This is a genomic window from Patescibacteria group bacterium (assembly GCA_041651155.1).
Lineage (GTDB): Bacteria > Patescibacteriota > Patescibacteriia > CAIXNZ01 > CAIXNZ01 > JAPLYF01.
The window spans coordinates 1-21,199 of record JBAZJU010000001.1; the positions used below are offsets into that span (position 1 = coordinate 1).

At 40.7% G+C, this 21,199-nt stretch carries 16 protein-coding genes; 8 read left to right on the forward strand and 8 right to left on the reverse strand.

Annotated features, from left to right (window positions below):
- Positions 1–96 precede the first annotated feature (96 nt).
- From trpS to secG, 8 genes are all read right to left on the reverse strand, one after another.
- Complete coding sequence (gene trpS / locus WC460_00005) at positions 97–1,173, reverse strand: tryptophan--tRNA ligase (protein MFA5187730.1); 1,077 nt, start codon at positions 1,171–1,173, stop codon at positions 97–99.
- 90 nt (positions 1,174–1,263) lie between these two features.
- Positions 1,264–1,446: a hypothetical protein gene (locus WC460_00010; protein ID MFA5187731.1), complete on the reverse strand. Its 183-nt coding sequence runs from the start codon at positions 1,444–1,446 to the stop codon at positions 1,264–1,266.
- 299 nt (positions 1,447–1,745) lie between these two features.
- Positions 1,746–6,518 (reverse strand): Ig-like domain-containing protein, encoded by a 4,773-nt coding sequence (locus WC460_00015; GenBank protein ID MFA5187732.1) that lies wholly within the window; start codon positions 6,516–6,518, stop codon positions 1,746–1,748.
- A 424-nt stretch (positions 6,519–6,942) separates the two neighbouring features.
- Positions 6,943–7,659, reverse strand: coding sequence for a hypothetical protein (locus tag WC460_00020; protein ID MFA5187733.1), 717 nt, complete (start codon positions 7,657–7,659; stop codon positions 6,943–6,945).
- A complete protein-coding gene (locus WC460_00025; GenBank protein ID MFA5187734.1) occupies positions 7,656–8,357 on the reverse strand; it encodes a hypothetical protein in 702 nt (233 codons plus the stop codon). The genes WC460_00020 and WC460_00025 overlap by 4 nt, the downstream gene beginning before the upstream one ends.
- 722 nt (positions 8,358–9,079) lie before the next feature.
- A complete protein-coding gene (locus tag WC460_00030; protein ID MFA5187735.1) occupies positions 9,080–10,798 on the reverse strand; it encodes a ribonuclease J in 1,719 nt (572 codons plus the stop codon).
- A gap of 160 nt (positions 10,799–10,958) precedes the next feature.
- A complete protein-coding gene (locus WC460_00035) occupies positions 10,959–12,797 on the reverse strand; it encodes an ABC transporter substrate-binding protein (GenBank protein MFA5187736.1) in 1,839 nt (612 codons plus the stop codon).
- A 32-nt stretch (positions 12,798–12,829) separates the two neighbouring features.
- Positions 12,830–13,039, reverse strand: a complete 210-nt coding sequence (gene secG / locus WC460_00040; protein MFA5187737.1) for a preprotein translocase subunit SecG — start codon at positions 13,037–13,039, stop codon at positions 12,830–12,832.
- A gap of 134 nt (positions 13,040–13,173) precedes the next feature.
- Here secG and WC460_00045 point away from each other — a divergent pair, with 134 nt between their 5' ends.
- From WC460_00045 to uvrA, 8 genes are all read left to right on the forward strand, one after another.
- Positions 13,174–13,905 carry a DsbA family protein gene (locus WC460_00045; protein ID MFA5187738.1) on the forward strand — a complete coding sequence of 244 codons (732 nt, stop codon included), beginning with the start codon at positions 13,174–13,176 and terminating at the stop codon, positions 13,903–13,905.
- A gap of 8 nt (positions 13,906–13,913) precedes the next feature.
- On the forward strand, positions 13,914–14,474 hold the full coding sequence (locus tag WC460_00050) for a 2-oxoacid:acceptor oxidoreductase family protein (GenBank protein MFA5187739.1): 561 nt from the start codon (positions 13,914–13,916) through the stop codon (positions 14,472–14,474).
- Positions 14,475–14,709: 235 nt separating this feature from the next.
- Positions 14,710–14,994 carry a 4Fe-4S binding protein gene (locus WC460_00055; GenBank protein MFA5187740.1) on the forward strand — a complete coding sequence of 95 codons (285 nt, stop codon included), beginning with the start codon at positions 14,710–14,712 and terminating at the stop codon, positions 14,992–14,994.
- A gap of 175 nt (positions 14,995–15,169) precedes the next feature.
- Complete coding sequence (locus WC460_00060; GenBank protein MFA5187741.1) at positions 15,170–15,616, forward strand: hypothetical protein; 447 nt, start codon at positions 15,170–15,172, stop codon at positions 15,614–15,616.
- Complete coding sequence (locus WC460_00065) at positions 15,603–16,766, forward strand: transketolase C-terminal domain-containing protein (GenBank protein ID MFA5187742.1); 1,164 nt, start codon at positions 15,603–15,605, stop codon at positions 16,764–16,766. The genes WC460_00060 and WC460_00065 overlap by 14 nt, the downstream gene beginning before the upstream one ends.
- A 164-nt stretch (positions 16,767–16,930) precedes the next feature.
- Positions 16,931–17,830, forward strand: coding sequence for a thiamine pyrophosphate-dependent enzyme (locus WC460_00070; GenBank protein MFA5187743.1), 900 nt, complete (start codon positions 16,931–16,933; stop codon positions 17,828–17,830).
- 80 nt (positions 17,831–17,910) lie between these two features.
- Positions 17,911–18,114, forward strand: a complete 204-nt coding sequence (locus WC460_00075) for a DUF378 domain-containing protein (protein ID MFA5187744.1) — start codon at positions 17,911–17,913, stop codon at positions 18,112–18,114.
- 222 nt (positions 18,115–18,336) lie between these two features.
- Positions 18,337–21,195 (forward strand): excinuclease ABC subunit UvrA, encoded by a 2,859-nt coding sequence (gene uvrA / locus WC460_00080; protein MFA5187745.1) that lies wholly within the window; start codon positions 18,337–18,339, stop codon positions 21,193–21,195.
- The last annotated feature ends 4 nt before the right edge of the window (positions 21,196–21,199 follow it).

Consider the following 21,199-nt stretch of genomic DNA (forward strand, 5'->3'; position numbering starts at 1 on the left):
AGAAATTCAACATGTGCAGGATCTTCTGAATGATCGCCCAAGAAAAACACTTGGTTTTTACAAACCTGATGAAATTTTCTCAAAATTACTTATTCATTAATTTTGCGCTAGAAGGTTGAATTCAGCAGAATTTACCCCAATTAATACTTTCACCTCTTTTATTGTCTTTTGGGCGACTTTTTGCGCTTTTTTAGCCCCTTCTTTAAGCACTTTTTCAACATACTGTGGCTTTTTCTCTAATAATTTTCTCTTTTTACGGAAGTCAGCAAAATAATCGCTGATATCTTTGGCCAGAATTTCTTTTAGTTCAGAATATCTGATAGTTCTATTTTTTATCTGTTCGTTAAAATAAGTCGTTTGTTTTGGTGTGCCAAATTCAGATAACAGCGCCAGCAGATTTTGGGCGCCAGCAGGAATAACTTCTTCAGTGCCAGTTCCTGTCACAGCTCTTTTTAATTTTTCGTGAATAATTTCTGGCTCGTCATTGATGGCAATATAATGTCCTATGCCAGAACTTTTACTCATCTTTTTTTCAGGTTCAAGCAAGGACATGACTTTGGGAATATTTGTTAATAATGGTTTGACTGGCAGAAAATATTGGCCGAATTTATTATTAAACCATCTGACAATTTCATTGGTCAGTTCAAGGTGTTGTAATTGATCATAGCCGACTGGCACAAGGCCAGGATGATAAAGCAAAATATCAGCTGCCTGCAAAACCGGGTAATCTAAAAGTCCGGCATTGATATTTTTTACATTTTTTGCAGATTTATCTTTAAATTGGGTCATTCTTTCTAATTCTGAAACAGGAGTAAAACAATTAAAAATCCAGGTCAGCTCAGTGCATTCAGGCACATCAGCCTGGTTAAAAATAGTGCATTTTTTCGGATCTAAACCAGCTGCTAAAAAATCCAATGCTAAATTAAAAATATCTTGTTCTTTCTCGTCTGGTTTATAATCCTCGGTTATTGAATGGTAAGTCGCCAGAAAAAAATAACATTGATATTTGTTTTGCAATTCCACAAAATTTTTCAGCGAACCCAAATAATTGCCAAGATGCAATTCGCCGCTTGGTTTAACTCCGGAAAGTACTATCTGGCTTCGGCTTGTTTTATTGGAGGCTTGTGTTTTTGACTCGTTGTCGCCAAGACGAGCTTGTTTATTTTGTTTCATATGATTTAATTTTACTGGTTTAGGGTAAATATGTAAAGTTAGTAATTTTTGAAATTTGGGCGCCCCGACGTATGTCGGAGCGCCCCATGTTTATTCGCCCCAGCCTACTTTTTTCTTTTGTCTTTCTTTTTTGCAGGGGCAATTTGGGTCAGTGCAGGCTTGAATTGAAATATTACCCCAGGAAGATGTGGCTGGTTTTGTTTCCGTGGGTTTGCCGCACTGGCACAAAGGCTGGTCCTCCTTTGGTTTTTCTTTTTCCTGAAAATTTTCCATTTTTCTTTCCTTTCTTTTTTAATGAACTAAATTAAAAAATCTCTGGCCGGAAAGCGCAGAGATATTTTAGAATGGAAATTAAAATCACTGGCTTTACGGCATGCGCAAAGTCCAGCACCAAGATTTGATTGTGAAAATATTTTTAGTTTCCATAAATTAAGTATAAAAAAAATAATAAATTATGTCAAATGTGTTTTATGCCAAATAGAGCCTCTTTGGCTTCTTTTAGATTTTAAAGAAAAAGAAAAGCCCTGCGCCGAATGGTACAGGGCTTGTTGCTAAGTTAAAGAACGTTTCGTTTACGGATCGACAAGTCCGTCATTGTTGTTATCAATGCCCAGACAGAAATTGCCGACCAGGTGAACTTGTCCGATGAAATCCACATAGGTGGGATTCCCCGGATTTGCTGCCTGATCAAAATTGGGCACCAACATGCAGTTGTCAATCGTGTCTTTGACAAGGTCGCCATCCATGTCCAGCAGAATGTCGACATTAATGGGAACAGTGTCTCCGCCTGGCGTGATGCCGTGCGTTAGGTCAATTCGGTATTGCCAACCGCTGTTGTCGACGAGATGCGCGCTGACACCCAATTGAACTTCGGCAGTGTCAACTCCGGTTTCGGTTAACATTACGGTGGGGAACACGATATCAGCGGGAGTGCTGCCATCAATGTTTCCCAGAGTGGAGCAGAAATAGGTGCTCCCAGGGTCTATTTGCCCAGCGGGGAACCAATTATCTCCGCCAAACAAGCATTCATTCAACATTTCTGCTGGAACCTGGATGCTGAAAACGCAGTAGCCAAGTGCCAAACCATTTTCATTGAGCCCGCCAATAACCAGGTTGCCATTGGATGGATCATGACCAGTCTGGGTAGACTGGGCTTGCCATTCTTCGGGCGGAAAATACGGGGTAAAGCAATTGGAGTATAGTGTGCTCTCGTAAAGTCCGGCCTGTTTGTACGCCCAGAGGATTCTGAGACGAGGCGTTGGATTCACCGCGATCGTTATCGTGGCTATGTTGGACACAAGCGGGCCTTCTTGGATCTGATAAGTGAGGTGATCCACTCCATACCAGTTATGGTTCGGAATGTAATCGAGCGCACCATCAGCTCCAAGTGTTGCCACGCCATGGCTGGGTCCGCTGACCAAAATAACGGTCAGGGGCTCGCCATAGCGCGCTAAATCGTTTTGCAGAACTCCAGGCGCTGGAACGGTGAGACTTGTGTTAATGTCAACGTTGTAATTGTCATCAACGGCCAGTGGCGGGTTGATGATGTCAATGATGTCCTGTCCTGTGGTTGGCAGAATTGGAACACCATTGTCTGTTGCGGTTACTGCCACAACACAGGTGCGCGGGGTTGTGATGCCCTGCGCCGGCACATTGGCAAAGGAGCAACCGCTGAGGGTTACGCCAGTGCAAGTTGTGGCTGCAGACAAGGTGCAAGTCAGTGTTTGGAACGGAACGTCCGGGTCAGTCACGGTCAGTGGGCAAGATGCGTTCGCATCCTGATTGACACTGGCCGGGCAGTCCACGATGACGACCGGCGCTACGTTCACCTCGTTAATGGTGATTGAATCTTGACCAGTTGAGTTTAAGTTCGGATTTCCATTATCAGTTACCACGACGGCAACTATGCAGGAACCCGGACCAGCATTTTCGCCCTGAGCCGGGACATTGGCAGCGGTGCAATTCGTGAGGGTTACGCCGGTGCAAGTATTGGTCGGAGCCAGGGAGCAGGTGAGGGTATTAGCCGGAAGATCAGGGTCAGTTGCGGTCAGTGCGCACGAAGTTGAAGTATCTTCGTTTGCGCTGGCCGGGCAATTGACGATGACGACCGGTGCTACATTCACCTCGTTGATGGTGATGCTGTCCTGATTTGTTGCGCTGAGATTCGGGCTACCGTTATCAGTCACAGTGATTGCGACGATACAGGCGCTCGGACCAGCATTTTCGCCCTGAGCCGGGACAAGAGCAGTGGTACAACCGGTTAAGGTCACTCCAGTGCAAGTGTTGGCCGGTGCCAGGGAACAAGTCAGGATATTGGCCGGAAGATCAGGGTCAGTTGTGGTTAGTGCGCACGAAGTTGAAGTGTCTTCGTTTGCGCTGGCCGGGCAATTGACTGTGATAGCCGGTGCTACGTTCACCTCGTTGATGGTGATGGTTTGAGAGGCAGATGTAGCTATGGCTGGAGAACCGTTGTCGGTTACAGCCACAACCACTGTGCAAGAGCCAGGTCCAGCAGCTTCGCCCTGAGCCGGTACGTTTGCGGCAGTGCAATCGGTTAAGGTCACACCCGTGCAAGTCGTTAACGGCGAGACAGTGCAAGCTAAAGTTTGTACTGGTTGGTCTATATCAGAGACCATCATAGCACAATCAGTCGCGGTATCTTCGTTTGTGTTGTTTGGACAGGTGAACATAATAGAAGGTGCAGTGTTCACCTCGTTGATGGTGATAGTACTCGCAGCCGTGCTACTTAAATTCGGAGTACCATTGTCTGTCACGGTTACTGCTAATACGCAAGAACCGGGACCGGCAGCTTCGCCCTGAGCAGGAACATTGGCCGAGGTGCAATCGGTTAAGGTCACACCCGTGCAAGTGTTAGCTGGAGCCAAGGAGCAGGTTAGGTTTTGCGTCGGAAGATCAGAATCATTTGCGGTCAGTGCACAAGAAGTTGAAACATTCTCGTTAATACTGGGCGGGCAATTGACACTGATAGTTGGAGTCGCATTTACTTCAGTAATGTTGATGCTGGCCTGATTGGTAGTACTAAGCTGGGGCGTACCGCTATCTGTCACCATGACGGCAACGATGCAGGAAGCCGGAGCAGCTTCACCCTGAGCCAGAACGCTGGCCGAGATGCAACCGTTTAAGGCCACACCCGTGCAAGTGTTAGTCGGCGCCAGAGAGCAGGTCAGGTTTTGGAAAGGTAAATCAGTGTCAGAAGCCATCAGCGTGCAATTGGTTGCTGTGTTTTCGTTTACGCTGGCTGGGCAACTGATCATGATTGCCGGCGCAGTATTCACCTCGTTAATGGTGATGGTATGCGCTGCCGTGCTGTTTAAATTCGGAGTGCCATTGTCTGTTACAGTTACGGCAAGAACGCAAGAGCTGGGACCAGCCGCCTCTCCCTGTGCGGGAATATTGGCTGATGTGCAACCGTTGCTTCCGGTTAAAGTCACGCCCGTACAGGTGTTAGAGCCTGCAAGTGTGCAGGTCAGCTGCTGTGTTGGTATGTCTGGATCAGACACAGTCAGCGGGCAAGTAGTCGCAGTATCCTCACCGATATTGGCAGGACAAGTGGCCGAGATAGTCGGTGCGATGTTGACCTCATTGATGATGATTGTACGCGAAGCCGTGCTGCTTAAGTTCGGCGTGCCATTGTCTGTCACTATGACGGCAATGACACAGGAAGTCGGAGCAGCTTCGCCCTGGGCCGGGACATTGGCAGAGGTGCAACCGGAAAGGGTCACGCCTGTGCAAGTGTTGGTCGGCGCTAAGGAGCAGGTTAAGTTCTGAATCGGAAGATCCGTATCCTGTACTGCCAGCTGACAAGAAGACGCGGTGTCTTCGTTTACACTGGCCGGGCAGTTGACGGAAATCGTCGGGGCCACGTTGACCTCGTTGATCGTGATTGAGCGTTGAGCGGTGTTGGACAAATTCGGCGAACCGCCATCTGTAACCGTGATGGCTACAGTGCAGGAGCCGGGACCGGCTGTTTCGCCCTGGGCCGGGACATTGGCAGAAGTGCAATCCGTGAGGGTCACACCTGTGCAAGTGTTGGCCGGAGCGACAGCGCAGTTTAAAGTTTGAGCCGGCACATCCGCATCAGAGACCGAGATAGCACAAGGAGAAGACAAAGCATCTTCATTAATGCTAGTCGGGCAAGAGAGCGAAATGTTCGGAGATGAGTTGGTCGTGCCAACTTCATTGATCGTGATGGTGTCCTGGTTAGTCGCAGTTCCCGGAGTTGGGATGAAACCGTCGCTTACCGTTACAGCGACTACGCAAGACCCGGGACCAGCAGCCTCTCCCTGAGCGGGAATGTTTGCAGTGACGCAACCTGTTAAGGTTACGCCCGTGCAAGTACCCGCAGCGACAGTGCAGGTTAAAGTTTGAGCCGGCACGTCAGAGTCTGCCACCGAGACAGCGCACGAAGTTGCGGCGTCTTCATTGACATCGGCTGGGCAGTTGACTGTTATGCTCGGCGCATGATTCGTGATCCCACTGTGATTAATGGTCATCGTGTCTTGAGCCGTATTGCTCAATTGCGGTGTTCCATCGTCACTGGCAGTAATTGCCACTATGCAAGACGCGGGCGCTGAAGTTCCCTGCGCCGGAATGTTGGCCGAACCGCAATTATTAGTTCCGGTTAGGGTCACTCCTGTGCAAGTTGTCAGCGCAAAGGAGACTGAACAAACCGTTTGGTCTCCATCAGGGTCACTGGCCGAAATTGCGCACGTTGTTGACTGGTTGTCATCAACGCTTGCCGGACAGTTGACCGTGATTGTCGGCGGGTGATTCTGTACCGCGCACTGATTTGTCGGGTCATCCGGGCAAGGATCACATAAGTCTCCGTACGAATCATTATCCTGATTGGCCTGGTCTTGATTGTCAATAAACGGACAGTTATCCTGTCCATCAGGGATGCCATCGCCATCAGTATCCGTGATTTGCGGCGGCGTTACAGCAGTTGCCGTGTTGTTTTGTGTCTTTCTATTATCCTGTCCGCAGCCAGCCAGACTGATCATGAGAATGACCAGTACCAAGGCGGCTGTGAGGAAGGTATTTCCGATCTTCGTTTCTTTCATGCTAATTGCTCCTTTGTTCTCATCTGACGGCTTAAAAAGCCGCGCTTTTTTTGCCCGCCATCCGGCAGGTTTACGTTGAAATTTTGATAAGACTACGCATGTTCCTCTTTCCGGCCAGTCTTCCTTATCATCCCAAACAGGTTTCTTTAGTGAAAAAGTTACAGAACCCTTTAAATCATCAGGATTTTTAGGAAGAGCAAGCGCATAAGGGCCATGTTCGCCTTCTTCAAAGACCCTTTGGACAATCGCATTGATTGCATCCAAATTGGACCTCCTAGATTGTGTAGTTTTTTGTAGTATTTTGTTGTCAATGTGCTTTTGCCATTTATATTAAAAGTAGCCTTGATTAAGCTACTAAAAGAAGCCAATTTACCCGTTAACTTCTTTTAAAAGCTTAATTTATTTAAGAACAGCCATTTTAAGGCTAAAATTAGTTTAATAGGGAATTTTAGCATAAATTTAGGATTTTGTCAAGGGTTTTTTGAAATACGAATTTTTAAACCTAAATTAACAAGATTTTTTGGTATTATTCAGTAAATTTGATCATTGAGTTAGAATATTATCAGGTAGATTAATTTGCAAGCTAAAGTGTATTTGTTGAGATTTGTTTATTAAGGTTTTTTATAAAAGAAAAGAACCGGATCTATGATAAGAGCCGGTTCTTAATGTGTAAATTTTATTTCAAGGATCAGATCCCCAATCCTGGCGTGGCCGCGATGATGACTCCTGGCGCCCAGAAGACCAATAGGCCTACAGTTGTCGCTATTCCGGCTACTATGCCTAGGCATTTACCCAGTTCTGCCCAGTGGGTTATTTTAATTTCCACGTTCGTCGTGGAAAATGTTGTTTTGCCAGTCTTTCTGTCTATGATGCAGATATTTTGGGCGATTATCTGATCGTTAATTTTGATCACACCCCATACATAGACAGTCGTGGTTTCGTTTTCCATGAAAAAGAGGCCAGACTCTTCAATGTATTTGTACTGCATTTGCTGAATAGGGAGGCCTTCTGGTGTTTTGGTTGGAAGGTTAACATTGGCTGATGAAACCTGGTTCGTTATCATTTGCCTGGTAATAGTCTCCCAGGCTTTTGAACCAGGCAGCTGATATACGACGGTGTAGCCTGTGTTTTCTTTTTTTGGCTTTGCCTTTGTTTCCGCGGGAAAGCCCTTGCCCCGATAACTGGCGTAGACGATCTCCGCATCGGTTTGACCGCATTTATTTTGGCAGATTTCCAGGATATTGCCTTTTGTCCAGGAAAGAACCGGCTGGGGTGTTACATAATAGGTAACATTATCAGTTGCCGGAGCTTCAGAGCTATTGACATCAGGCCCGGGATAATTGGCGAAAGCAGTGTTCGCCCAGATAAAAACACAGGCCATGACCAATGAAAGATTTTTTTTCATTTTTTTCTCCTTTGTTTCCGAGTTTTGTATACGTCCTCCTTGTAGCGGACGAAGCTCGAATTTACAATGTCCTGCGTTTGAACCGGAGCCGGCGGACTTTCTGCAATGCTTATAGGCGCTGGTTCGGGTTCGCGGTGTGCCGGTGGTTGAAAATCGTCTGTTCTGCAGTTACCTACGCAGGTACTGGTAACATAGAAGTTGACAGGCACGGTATTTTGAATACTGTTGTTTGCTGTCTGTGGCGGAAGCGGATCTTTCCGAGGCGGCTGCCATTTCGTGACTACGTGGCCTGGTTTTTTCCCGCACGGGTAGCAGACTTGTTTCATCTGTTTGCAGTACTCTGCCATGACCTGCTGATATCTTGCCTGTTCTTCGGGAGACAATGTCACCCAAATTTTGGCAAGTTCTGCGCCGCTATAGCTTTTTTCCGTTTGTGGCACAGGAGCGGACTGTGTGGCAGGAGCAGTTGCCGGCGGAGTAATCCCTACAAATTTTTGGCGTTCCTCAACAGACATGTTGTTAAGCAAGTCCATTGCCTTATTTTGGATTTGTTCTGGCGTGGCATTGCTTTTTGACAGTTTTGTTTGGTCGTAAAAATGGGATAAGACCCAAATGAGGCAGATGACGATAGCAACTGCTATTGTACCTGCAATGATCAAGTTTCTGTCGGATTCAAAAAAATCCTTATAATTTTTCATTTTCTACCTCCTCCCATGTTTAGCATGGGTTTTTTGTTTGTGACTTGAAATAAAATTTTCAAAGGGCTTTTGCCTTTTATACTTAAAAGTAGCTCGTACTTATTTTTTTAAGCTACTGAAAAGAATTAATGCGAATCTGCCTGCCTTCGCTAAAGCTATGGCAAGGCAGGCGAATGAATGCTAATTTACGAATGACAAATTTGTTTATTCATTCATTCTTTTCAAGAGCCTAATTTTGGCAGTATTTAGTTTAATAGGTTATGTTAGCATATTTGTCAAGATTTGTCAAGATTTGTCGAAAGTTTGAAAGATTTGTGAAAACTAGTTATTGCTCACGAATTTATGTATGTAGGTATTTTTAAAGGGGTTAGTTTGGGTTTATTTGTAAGGTTTTCTAAGGATAGTTGGGGTTAGGTTAGATTAAATAAGGGTTTTAGTCAAGATAATAAATTCCGAATTCTGAAATCTGACCTTCGTCAGCTGAAGCTCCGCAACGCGGAGCGAAGGCTGAGATCTGAAATTTGATCTAAAATTTTAAAAACAAAAAGTACTCTCAAAAATTGAGGTACTTAATGTAATCTTAATTAAAGGTTGTTAAGTTGTAGAGTTGTTAAGTTGTAAAGTCGTAAAGTTGTAGAGTTGTTGAGTCGTAGAGTCGTTTGGTTGTAGAGTTGTTAAGTTGTAAAGTCGTCTGGTTGTAAAGTTGTTGTGTTGTTCAGTTATTAAACCTTAATGACAACCGGCAGAATCATTGGCCTGCGTTTGGTTTGCTGGTAAAGGTATTGGCCTATGTCATCGCGGATTTTATTTTTCAGATAGTCGTCAAAGGCCGGGGATTTGGTATCATGATCTTCACAGATTTTTTTAACCTTCATGCGGGTTGATTCAATCAGCTTTTTATTTTCTTTCATGTAGACAAAGCCGCGTGAAATAATATCCGGGTTGCCGATTAAACGGCCGGTTTTTCTTTCAATAGTGGCAATGACCACGAGCATCCCATCAGCTGACATGACGCGGCGGTCGCGCAAAACAATATTGGAAACATCACCCACGCCCAGTCCGTCCACCATGACATAATCAGCCGGCACAAATTCTTTGGTCAGATGGCCGCCTTTTTTGGTAAATTCCATGACCTGGCCATCATCAGCAATAAAAATATTTTCTTTAGGTATGCCTAAGCTTTCCGCGATTTCGCCATTGATTCTTAACATATAATGGTTAGCTTCTATCGGGATATAATATTGCGGCAAAAGCAAACGGATTAATAATTTTAAATCTTCCTTTTTGGCATGGCCGCCCGCATGGACATCCATCAGTTTGTAGTGAATAACTTTGCCGCCTTTGCGATACAAGGTATCTTTTAAACTTTGAATCGTGCGTTCATTGCCAGGAATAACTGAGGAAGAAAAAATAATCGTATCGCCTTCTTTAACATGCAGGTATTTATGTTCGTCTTCGGCAAAGCGCACTAAAAATGCATTTTGTTCACCCTGGGCGCCTGAACCAATGATGACAATTTTATCATCGGGAAATTTATTCTCATGATAATTTTCAGCTTCAATTAAGGTGCCGGGTTTTATTTTCAGATAACCAAGCTTGTGCGCAATCTCCACGTTTGTTTTCATGCTGCGGCCTTCAATCATTACTTTACGATTGAATTTTTCCGCCATGCTAATCACTTGTTGGACGCGGTTTAAAAGCGAAGCAAAAGTGCCGACAATCAGACGTCCTTTGGCGTTTTCAAAAATTCTTTCCAATTCATCGCTGACTTTTGTTTCAGAAATCTGATAGCCTTCTTCTTCAGCATTGGTTGAATCAGCCATTAAAGCCAAAACCCCCTGGCCGCCGATTTGGGCGATTTTATTTAAATCCGCCGGCTTATCATTGATTGGGCTGTGATCGATTTTAAAATCGCCGGTGTGAATGACTGTGCCAACCGGAGTTTTTACTACCACCCCAAAACTGTCAGGCACATTGTGATTGACGCGGAAAAAATCAACATTGAAAGAGCCCAGCTTTAAATGGCTGGTTTCATCAATAAGATAAAATCGCAGTTTGGGCGCGCTTCTGTATTCTTCTTGTCTTTTTTGGATAATACCGGCTGAAAGTTTGGCAGTGTATATAATAGGATTGCCAATTTTTGGCATGATATGAGGAATCGCGCCAATGTGATCATAATGGCTGTGGGTGATAATTACACCCCTGATGTTTTTTTCTTTGCCTTTGAGGTAAGAAATATTAGGGATAATGTAATCTATGCCTGGCATGTCTTCTTCTGGAAACTGCAAGCCCATGTCAATGATAATAATGTCATTGCCGTATTCCATTAAAGTCATGTTGCGGCCGACTTCCTCAAGCCCGCCCAAGACAATAATTCTTAGTTTTTGTTCTTTTGAAACATTAGTCCCTGCCAGGGGCTGTTTCATTCTTTTGTAAACCATAAGTTTTAAAAATCAAATGACTCGTCTCGGCTTTGTGTTTATTTAGTTAGTTTAAGTTTATTTAATCCGAGCCGAAGCAGGACAAAATCCAAAAAACAAAATAAATGATGATTTAAAAATTTTGAATTTTAGATTTTGAATTTTTTATTAGAGTTTTTTATTATTGAGAGAATGTTTTTTTAGTTTTGAGATACCAATTTTCAATATTGATAAAGCGATCTGCCGGTACAGAGATATTTTGAGCGCCAACCCCTTTGATTTTTTTGGTTAGAGGATAAATATAAGTTGGCTGAAAAAGAAAAACAGCAGGCAAGTCACCAATTAAAATATTTTGAAATTCCTGATATTTTTGAGCTCTAACCTTGGGATCGCTATTTAAACGGGCTTCTTCTAAGAGTACATCTGCCTGGCGATTGGCATAGTTAGCCAGATTTACACCGGCAGTATCTTTTTGTGAAGAGTGCCAGAAAGGAAATAAGTCTGGATCCGAACCCACAATTTCACCATAAAGCAATGCCTGATAATTGCGCGGTTTTATAATGTCATCTTCAATTTTATCCCTGGGAATGGTTTGAATTTCAACATTGACGCCGATGCTGGTCCAGAATTCTTTGAGCAAATTGGCGATTTTGATATTATCAGTCTGTTCAATTGTGGTTAAAGTAATTTTAAGTTCCTGATCTTTCTTTTTAAAAATTTCACCGGCTAAAGTCCAGCCATCACTGACAAGCAGTTCAATAGCTTTTTGCGGATTGTAACCGTATTTTGTGATATCCGCATTATAGCCTAAAAAGCCTGGCAAAATCGGGCCATCAAGAACCTGGCCCTGACCCTGTAAAACATCATCAATTATTTTATTTTTATCAATCGCATAGCTTAAAGCTTCTTTGATTTTTTTGTCCTCCAGGAGAGTGTTATTTTTTTTATTAAAGAAGACAGCAGTATATTGCGAAAGTTTTAGATCTAATAAATTTATATCCCGCTTGTTGCTGAACTTATTATAATATTCTTTAGGCAGATAGCTTAAATTATCAATTTCTTTGTTGGTTAAAGCAGTTATTGCATTCTCGTAATCGGGATAGAATTTTAAAAGTATTTTATTGATATAAGGAACTTTGCCATAGTAGTCTTTATTTTTTTCCAAAGTGTATATTTTAATCATGCCGGTTTTTTCTTTGACCAGAGATTTAAATTTGTAAGGCCCGGAACCAATTGGCTTTTGGTTTAAGACAGCCAGTTTTGCATTAATGGGAGGAATGTCATACCAAAGATGTTGGGGAATAATTCCCACAGTTAAAAGGTTTAAAAAAGCAGCATAGGGCTCTTGTAAAGTAAATTTTACTGTATAATCATCAATTTTTTCCGCGTTTGAGCCTGCGAAACTGCGATAAAGCGGGCTTTTAAAATCAGGATTTAAGATGCTGTTAAAAGTGAAAACAACATCACTGGCAGTCAGGTTTTCACCATCGTGCCACTTGACATTTTTTTTCAAATAGAAAGTGTAAATTTTTTGATCTGAAGATATTTCATATTTTTCAGCCAAGTCCGGGACAAGTTCCAGATTTTCATTATACTTTAAAAGGCCGGAAAAGATTAAACGGGTCAGGTCTAAATCCGCATCAGTATTGCTTTGCGCCAAAATAGGATTTAGGTACAAAGGCGAGCCGATAAGGCCTTCTGTAAATTCTCCGCCATCTTTGGGCACGGTTTTTAATTTAGTATAAAAATTAAAATAAAATAGAACTATTAAACATATGATCACTAGCCCCCCCAATATTTTTATAAGTAAAGATTCCTGGGCTGATAAAGTCTGAGGCAGTCTTTTAAATTGGCGCCAGGAAGGCAGTCTTTGCTTGCTTAATTTGGCAATTATTTTTTGGTCAAGATTCTTTTGTTTGGCAATTTTCTGATGCTGGCTGAATTTTTCCAATTGTAAAAAAATAAAACCTTTTAAGTTTTTGCTCAAATTTAAAAAAAATGATTTGATTTTAGAAGTCACAGAGGTTGTTTAAATAAAATAGGTTAGAGGGCTTAATATAAGAGGTTTATTAAGGCTGTAGCCAGAAAGAGGGCCGCCAAAATAATCGTGAGTATATGGAGAGATTTTTCCAGGCCTCGTTTTGTCCTATAAATATTGCCTTGGCCGCCAAAAGCAGAAGATAAGCCAGTGCCTCTTTGCTGCAATAAAATGGCAATAACAAGCAGAATAGAGATGATAATTTGGATAATATTTAAAAGCATAGATTAAAAACAATAAATAAGTAAAAGCAATGTCTTAATTAAGATAGCAAAATTACAGATTGTTGTCAATGTTTGGGAGAGTAATTGGGAAATATGCTATAATATAAGTATAAACATAAATTATTTAAAAAGCAATGGCTCAAACCGAAACTTCAGAAAACAAACCTAAAAAATGGCACCAAAAATGGTGGGGTATTTTTTTCCTATTTGGCCTGGCAATAATGATCCTTTATGTCGCTGCTTTTGTTTTTCAATTTATATCGCTTGTTGACGCCCAAAACCAGCTGGCCAATAAATATGCGACTGCGCTGCCAAGCCAGGCAATTGATCTTAAAGATATCATAGAGACGCCATACAGCGTTTATAGCGGCCCGCTGGATGCGGGAATTGTAATTGTAGAATTTTCTGATTTCCAATGCCCATATTGCAAAGAAGCTTACCCGATAATTAAAAGCATAAGACAAGAGTATGCTGCTTCGGTAAAAATTATTTATCGTGATTTTCCCAATTTAGCTATTCATCCGAATGCTCTTAATGCTGCTTTAGCCGGCAAATGCGCGAATGAACAAAATAATTTTTGGCCTTATCACGATTTACTTTTTGAGAATCAATCTGATTTGTCTTTGGAAAATTTAAAATCTTTGGCAGTAAATGCAGGTTTAGATCAGGTTCAATTTAACCAATGCCTGGATAGCCAAAAGTATTTAGCCGAGATCCAAAATGATTTGCAGGCTGCCCAAACGCTTGAGCTCGCAGGCACGCCGGCTTTTTTTATAAATGGAAGCAAAGTTGAAGGTGTCATTCCTTATGACAGTTTTAAATCTATAATAGAACAGATAAAACAACAAGAATTATCTAATAAATAATTATTATTATGATTGAAATTCGCGTACATGGACGCGGCGGCCAAGGCAATGTAACTTTAGCTTTTTTAATTGCCATGGCAGCCTTCTATGATGGAAAGCATTCACAATCTTTTCCGGTTTTTGGCGTGGAAAGAAAAGGTTCTCCTGTTGCAGCTTTTGCCAAGCTTGATGACAAATTTATCAGAAGCAGGCAGCAAATTTACGAGCCAGATTACATTATTATTCTAGACCCAAGTTTAGTTAAGATCTCTGATGTTTTAACTGGCGCGAAAAAAAATACAGTTGTCATAATAAATTCCGATAAAGAGCCGGCCAAAGTCTGCCCTGGTTATACTGGCAAGGTTTATTGCGTGCCGGTTTTAAAAATTGCGCTTAAAGAAATCGGCAAACCCATAATTAACACAGCCATGTTGGGCGCATTTGCCAAAATCTCGGGTTTGATTAAAATAGAATCAGCCAAAAAAGCTATCATAGAAAATTTGGGAGAAAAATACGGACAAGATATTCTGGCCAAGAATAATAAAGCACTAGTCGCGGCTTTTAATTGGGTGATGAAAGAAAACTTATGAAGAAATTTAAAAATATATTAACTGCCAAGCCTGGCATAACTATTAATTTCTAATTTTTAATTATTAATTTTTAGTAAATAAACTAATGAAGTAATTTTTAAACATTTAGTCCGACTTTGGAGAGGTTTTTAGGGTAAAGGAATCTTTCTAAATCTAGCGTAGCCGAGACGAGTCATTAAAACATTTTTTAAAAATTATAAATTAGTAATTAATAATTAGCAGCCAATATTTTATTATGAATAAGCAATTAAAAAATATACTAACCGCAAAACCTGGCACGACCACGGAATATCTGACCGGCACTTGGCGAACATATATGCCCGTAGTTGATCATGAGATTTGTATTGGCTGTGATACTTGCAATAAAGTTTGCCCAGAAGGTGTTTGTTTTTCTACTGGCTTGAAAAATAGCAATGGCCGAATTTTTTATGATCGCGATTTAGATTATTGCAAAGGTTGCGGTTTGTGCGCCAAAGAATGTCCTGTCAGTGCGATAAAAATGGTGGATGATTATAAATAGAATTCTGAATTATGAGATATGAATTATGAAATATGGTGTGGGCCTGGCCTTGGCCAAGACAGGCGAAAATGCATATTTAAGCATTAAAGCGGACTTTAGTCCGCGTAAATTTCGGGGACTAAAGTCCCCTGTAAGATAGACAATGGGCGTTTTCGCCCGAGATTAAAATAGAATTATGGAAATAGAAGTAGATTACAATCCATCGCCGAGTAAAATGTTTTTTATTTCGGTTGAATTAAATAAAAAGGAAGCTATATCTTTTGATTATACGTTCAAGGGGCATAGAGTTTTAAAGCAAATTCTGGTTGAGAAGAAAAAGATGCCAAAGGAAATTAAATTTACTAGCGAATGGGATGCTTTGATAATTATTAATAAAAAATTAATTAAGAAATATCATATCAGGTGGGTTGACTTGGATAAAAAAGATTGGGTTAATGATGATATTTGGAAAGCACATAACCCAAAACCAATTTCTGAAGGATTGAAAGATAAATTATTACATTATTCGCAATTAATTTCAGATAATTATAAACATTTGGACAAATTCCAAAAGGATTTAACTGATTTTGAGAATTTACTAGCTGAAGAAATTGCTAAATATTTAAAATATGAGGAACAATAATAAACAAATCCTAGAGGGTTCGCATGCGGTCGCGGAAATTATACGCAGGTTAAAGCCGGCTGTGGTTTCAGCGTACCCGATTACACCTCAGACCCATATTGTGGAAGATTTGGCCAAAATGAAAGCAGAAGGTCAGGCTGATTTTGAATATATTAATACTGAATCAGAATTTGCTGCTGCTTCAGTTGTTTTGGGCGCAAGCGCGACTGGCGTAAGAACTTATACTGCTACTTCTTCTCAAGGACTTTTATTAATGACAGAAGTTTTATTTAATATTGCTGGTTTAAGATTGCCAGTAGTTATAACATGCGCCAACCGCGCTGTTTCGTCGCCCATTAATATCTGGAATGATCAGCAGGATTCTGTCACAATTCGCGATGCTGGCTGGATCCAATTATATGCAGAAACAAACCAGGAAGCAGTTGATTTGCATATTCTAGGATTTAAATTGGCGGAAAGTTTAATGCTGCCAGTGATGGTTAATATGGATGGTTTTGCTTTAACCCATACATATGAACCAGTAGAAATCGCTGAAGAAAGTTTAATCAAAAAATATTTACCTGTTTATGTTCCACCTAAAGACACTATTTTAGACGTGAATAATCCGCGTTCCTTGGGTACCTTTGCTACGCCAGGAAGATATATGGAAATTCGGCAGGAACTTTTTGAGGATGTAGCGGCGGCCAAAAAAGAAATTGTAAAATTAAATTCTGAATTTAAAAAAGTTTTTGGCCGAGGATTGGGCGACAATGGCTTGGTTGAACAATATAAAACTAAAGATGCGGACATAATTTTAGTGGCCATGGGTTCTGTCTGCGGCACAATTAAAGAAGCAATTGATGAATTAAGGGATAAAGGCAATAGAGTTGGTTTATTAAAAATAATTTCTTTCCGGCCATTTCCAGATGATGAAATCGCTACAATTTTAAGTAAAGCAAAATATATTGGGGTAATTGATAAATCTATTTCTATTGGCACAGAAGGAGTTTTGGCTTCTGATATTAAACGCGCTTGTTATAACAAAACAAAAGCAGAAATTAAGTCATTTGTGGTCGGGTTGGGCGGACGCGATGTGACCGAGTCTATGATTAGCGATATTGTGGAATTGGCAAAGGATAAATCTAATGAAACACGGTTTGTGGGGAAGTAAGCAGTGTAATTTTTAATTAATAATTTTTAATTTCTATTGAATTTTTAATGATTTAATTTTTAAATTAATTCATTAGAGCATTTAGTCATTGATTAAAAATTAAAAATTAGTAATTAGTCATTAAATGATTGTTAGTCCCGCGAGGCGTGATATAAATATAAAATATGCCAACATATAAAAACCCATTTGAGCATTTACTTAATCCCGGCCACACAGCTTGTCCGGGTTGTGGCCAGCTGATTGCGGCGCGGCACGTGATTAATGCTTGCGGTAAAGATACGATTATTGCTAATGCCACTGGCTGTTTAGAAGTCACAACTTCCAAACACCCGACTTCTTCCTGGAAAGTCCCATGGATTCATTCTTTATTTGAAAACCCATCTGCAGTGGGTACTGGTATTTTAGCTGCCTTAAAACAAAAGGGTTTAGATAAAAAAGTTAAAGTTTTAGTTCAGGGCGGTGATGGTTCAACTTTTGATATTGGGCTGGGTTTAATTTCAGGCATGTGGGAGCGAGGCGATAATATATTATATGTCTGTTATGACACGGAAGTTTATTCCAATACCGGGTATCAGGCCTCGGGAGCAACGCCACACGATGCTTTTACCCGTACGTCCTGGCCAGGGAAAAATTCACAAGGCAATTCATTTTATAAAAAGAATATGTTAGAAATTGCTTTAGCGCACAAATTGCCATATATCGCCTCAACTACAACAGGCTTAATTGAAGATATTAAACGCAAAGTGAAAAAGGCCTGGGAAATTGAAGGCCCAAAGTTTATACATATATTAACGCCGTGTATTCCGGGTTGGGGCATTGAAGATAATATGGCAATTGCATTTGGCAAACTGGCGCAAAAAACAGGATTTTTCCCAGTAGTGGAATTTGTTAATGGCGAATTAGTAAATGCCATGAAAGTGCCGCAGGATACACCCACGGTTGAGGAATATTTAAAAAATCATATTAGATTTAAGCATCTTTTCAAGGATCCAAAAGGCCAAGAAGAAATCGCGGTTTTACAAAAAATTTGCGCTGACAATATTAGAAAATATAATCTGAAGTAAAATTTTGCTTGCTATTATTTAAAACGCAAAAGTATTATAATAAGTATAGCTAATAAATCTAATTAATAACCTTCATTTTTATGAAAATGAGCGTTTTGGGCTGGATTGCCTTTGTTTTGGTCATCGTCGGTGGCCTAAATTGGGGTCTAGTCGGCATCTTTAATTATGATTTAGTGGCTGCTATTTTCGGCAGCATGAGCATGTTATCTCGCATTGTTTACACCTTGGTTGGCTTGGGCGCTATTTACATGATTGGAAGCGCGGCAATGATGAAAAAGTCTTAATTCTAATATTGAGAAACTCCCTTAGGCAAAAAGTTTAGGGGAGTTTTTATTTTCCCCCATTTCCACTCTTTCCCCCTTGACCGGATTATATAGCCATGTTACAATGTCACTAATTAGTGCTTGAAATTGGAAACTGGAAATTGGAAATTAGGGATAGGATAAATATTTAAATTAAATTCAATCAATCCCCAATTTCAAATTTCTAATTGCTAATTTCCTCTTATGGTCAAAAAAGACAAGATCATTATCAAAGGTGCCAGAGTTCATAATCTGAAGAATTTAAATGTTGAAATTCCGAAAAATAAATTCGTGGTCATTACCGGCCTTTCTGGTTCTGGCAAATCATCTTTGGCCTTTGATACTATTTTTGCCGAGGGGCAGAGACAATATGTGGAAAGCTTGTCTTCTTATGCGCGGCAATTTATTGGCGTAATGGATAAGCCTGATGTTGATCAGATTGAAGGTTTGTCACCTGTAATTGCGATTGATCAAAAATCAACTTCAAATAACCCTCGTTCAACCGTGGGCACGATTACGGAGATCTATGATTATCTCCGTCTTTTATTTGCCAGAGTCGGACATTTGCATTGTCCGATTTGCGGCCAGGAAATCCAGAAATTGGGCATTAGGCAGATTGTGGAAAAAATTTCTACTTTGCCAGCGCAAACCCGATTAGCTGTCTTAGCGCCAATTGTCATTGGCCAAAAAGGCAAGCTGGATCATTTGATTAGGAAGATGAAAAAGGCCAATTTTTATCAGTTGCGCTTGGATGGCAAAATTTATGGCATGAATGAAATTGAAAAGCTTTTAATTGATGAAGAAGCTGAACATAATTTAGATGTTTTGATTGATTATATGTTTGTGGAGAAAATTAATCCAGAAAAAATGGCGCAAAGCCCTTTGTACCAAGCAGTGAAAAAGGCTTTGGATTTATCAAATGGCATGGTAAAAATTCTACGCAAAGACAGCAATACTGACTTAACTTTTTCCCAAAATTTGCATTGTGCTAAATGCGATTTGAATTTGCCGGAAATTGAATTGCGCAGTTTTTCTTTTAATTCTCCTTTTGGCGCTTGTCCAAAATGCACTGGCTTGGGCGTGAATTTGGAAATTGATCCGCAACTTGTTGTTTTTAATCCGCGCCTGACAATTGAACAGGGAGCAATAAAAGTTTGGACTCGTTTAACTGCGAATCAGCCGCACCAGCACAAGATCCTGGAAGCGGTTGCTAAGGTGCACGGCGTGCCATTAAATAAAGCAGTGGAAAAAATGGACAAAGAAGATTTACATCTTATTTTATATGGCACTGGCAATGAAGAATATGAGATTAATGGCAAAAAATATACTTTTGAAGGCATTATCCCGTTTTTAGAAAAAAAATACCGCGAATCAGATTCTGATTACATCCAAAAAGAAATTGAGGATTATATGCGGGAAATTATTTGTCCCGAATGCCATGGCAAAAGATTAAAGCCAGAAAGTTTGGCTGTAACTGTTTTGGATAAAAATATCGCTGACCTTGTTAATTTTAATTTACAAAAATTATCAGATTTTTTTATTGCCATGGAAAAAGATTCCAAGCAAGCAAAAGGCCGATTTGCACTTTCAGAAAATGAATATAAAATTGCCCGGCAGTTAATAGTAGAAATAAAACGCCGTTTAGAATATTTAATTAATGTCTCTTTAGATTATTTAACTTTGGATCGCAGTGCCACAACCTTGGCAGGCGGTGAAGCCCAAAGAATTCGTCTGGCCAAGCAGATTTCCTCATCTTTGACTGAAATAATTTATGTTTTGGACGAGCCTTCAATTGGTTTGCATCAGCGCGATAATAATAGGTTGATTGAGACACTGAAAAAATTGCGTGATATGGGCAATACTGTCTTAGTGGTAGAACATGATCAGGCAATCATGGAAGCCGCTGATGTGGTGATTGATATTGGTCCTGGTGCTGGTGAATATGGCGGACAATTAGTTGATATTGGCCCGATTGAAAAAATTAAAAAGAACAAAGAATCTTTAACCGGCTTATATTTATCAGGCAAATACAAAATTGAAGCACGCAAGATTTATCGCAAGGGCAATAATAAATTTTTAACAGTTAAGGGCGCAACGGCCAATAATTTAAAAAATCTGGACGTAAAATTTCCTTTGGGTAAGTTTATCGCAGTCACCGGTGTGTCTGGCTCCGGCAAATCAACTTTAGTCTCTGACATTTTATCAAGAGCCTTGGCCAAGCATTTTTATCGCGCCAAAGAACAGCCAGTTGAACACAAAGAAATTATGGGCATAGGCAATTTAGATAAAGTTATTACTGTTGACCAGTCGCCAATCGGCAGAACGCCTCGTTCCAATCCCGCGACTTATACTGGTGTTTTTACCTATATTCGCGATTTATTTACGCAAACTCCAGAAGCGAAGATGCGCGGTTTTGATGCTGGCAAATTCAGTTTTAATGTTGTGGGCGGACGCTGTGAAACCTGCGCCGGTGAAGGCTTGGTTAAAATTGAAATGCAATTTTTGCCTGATGTTTATGTGGAATGTGAAGAATGCCATGGCACGCGCTATGTTAAAGAAGCTTTGGAGATTCATTATAAAGGAAAAAATATCGCTAATATTTTAGACATGCCGATTGATGAAGCGAAAAGATTTTTTTCAGATATACCAATCATTGCTGAAAAGCTAATGATTTTATATGATGTTGGTCTGGGGTATTTAAAGCTTGGCCAGCCAGCCACAACTTTATCAGGCGGCGAAGCGCAACGAGTTAAATTGGCAACTGAACTTTCGCGCCGGGCTACTGGTAAAACTTTATATATTTTAGATGAACCCACAACTGGTTTGCATTTTGATGATATTAATCGGCTCTTGGGAGTTTTACAAAAATTAGTTGATAAAGGCAACACTGTTTTGGTGATTGAACATAATTTGGATGTAATTAAATCAGCTGACTGGGTAATTGATATGGGGCCTGAAGGCGGGGACAAAGGCGGTAAAATTATTGCTCAAGGCACGCCCAAAGATATTACCAAAGTAAAATCAAGTTATACAGGACAATATTTGAAAAAATTAGTGAGATAAAATA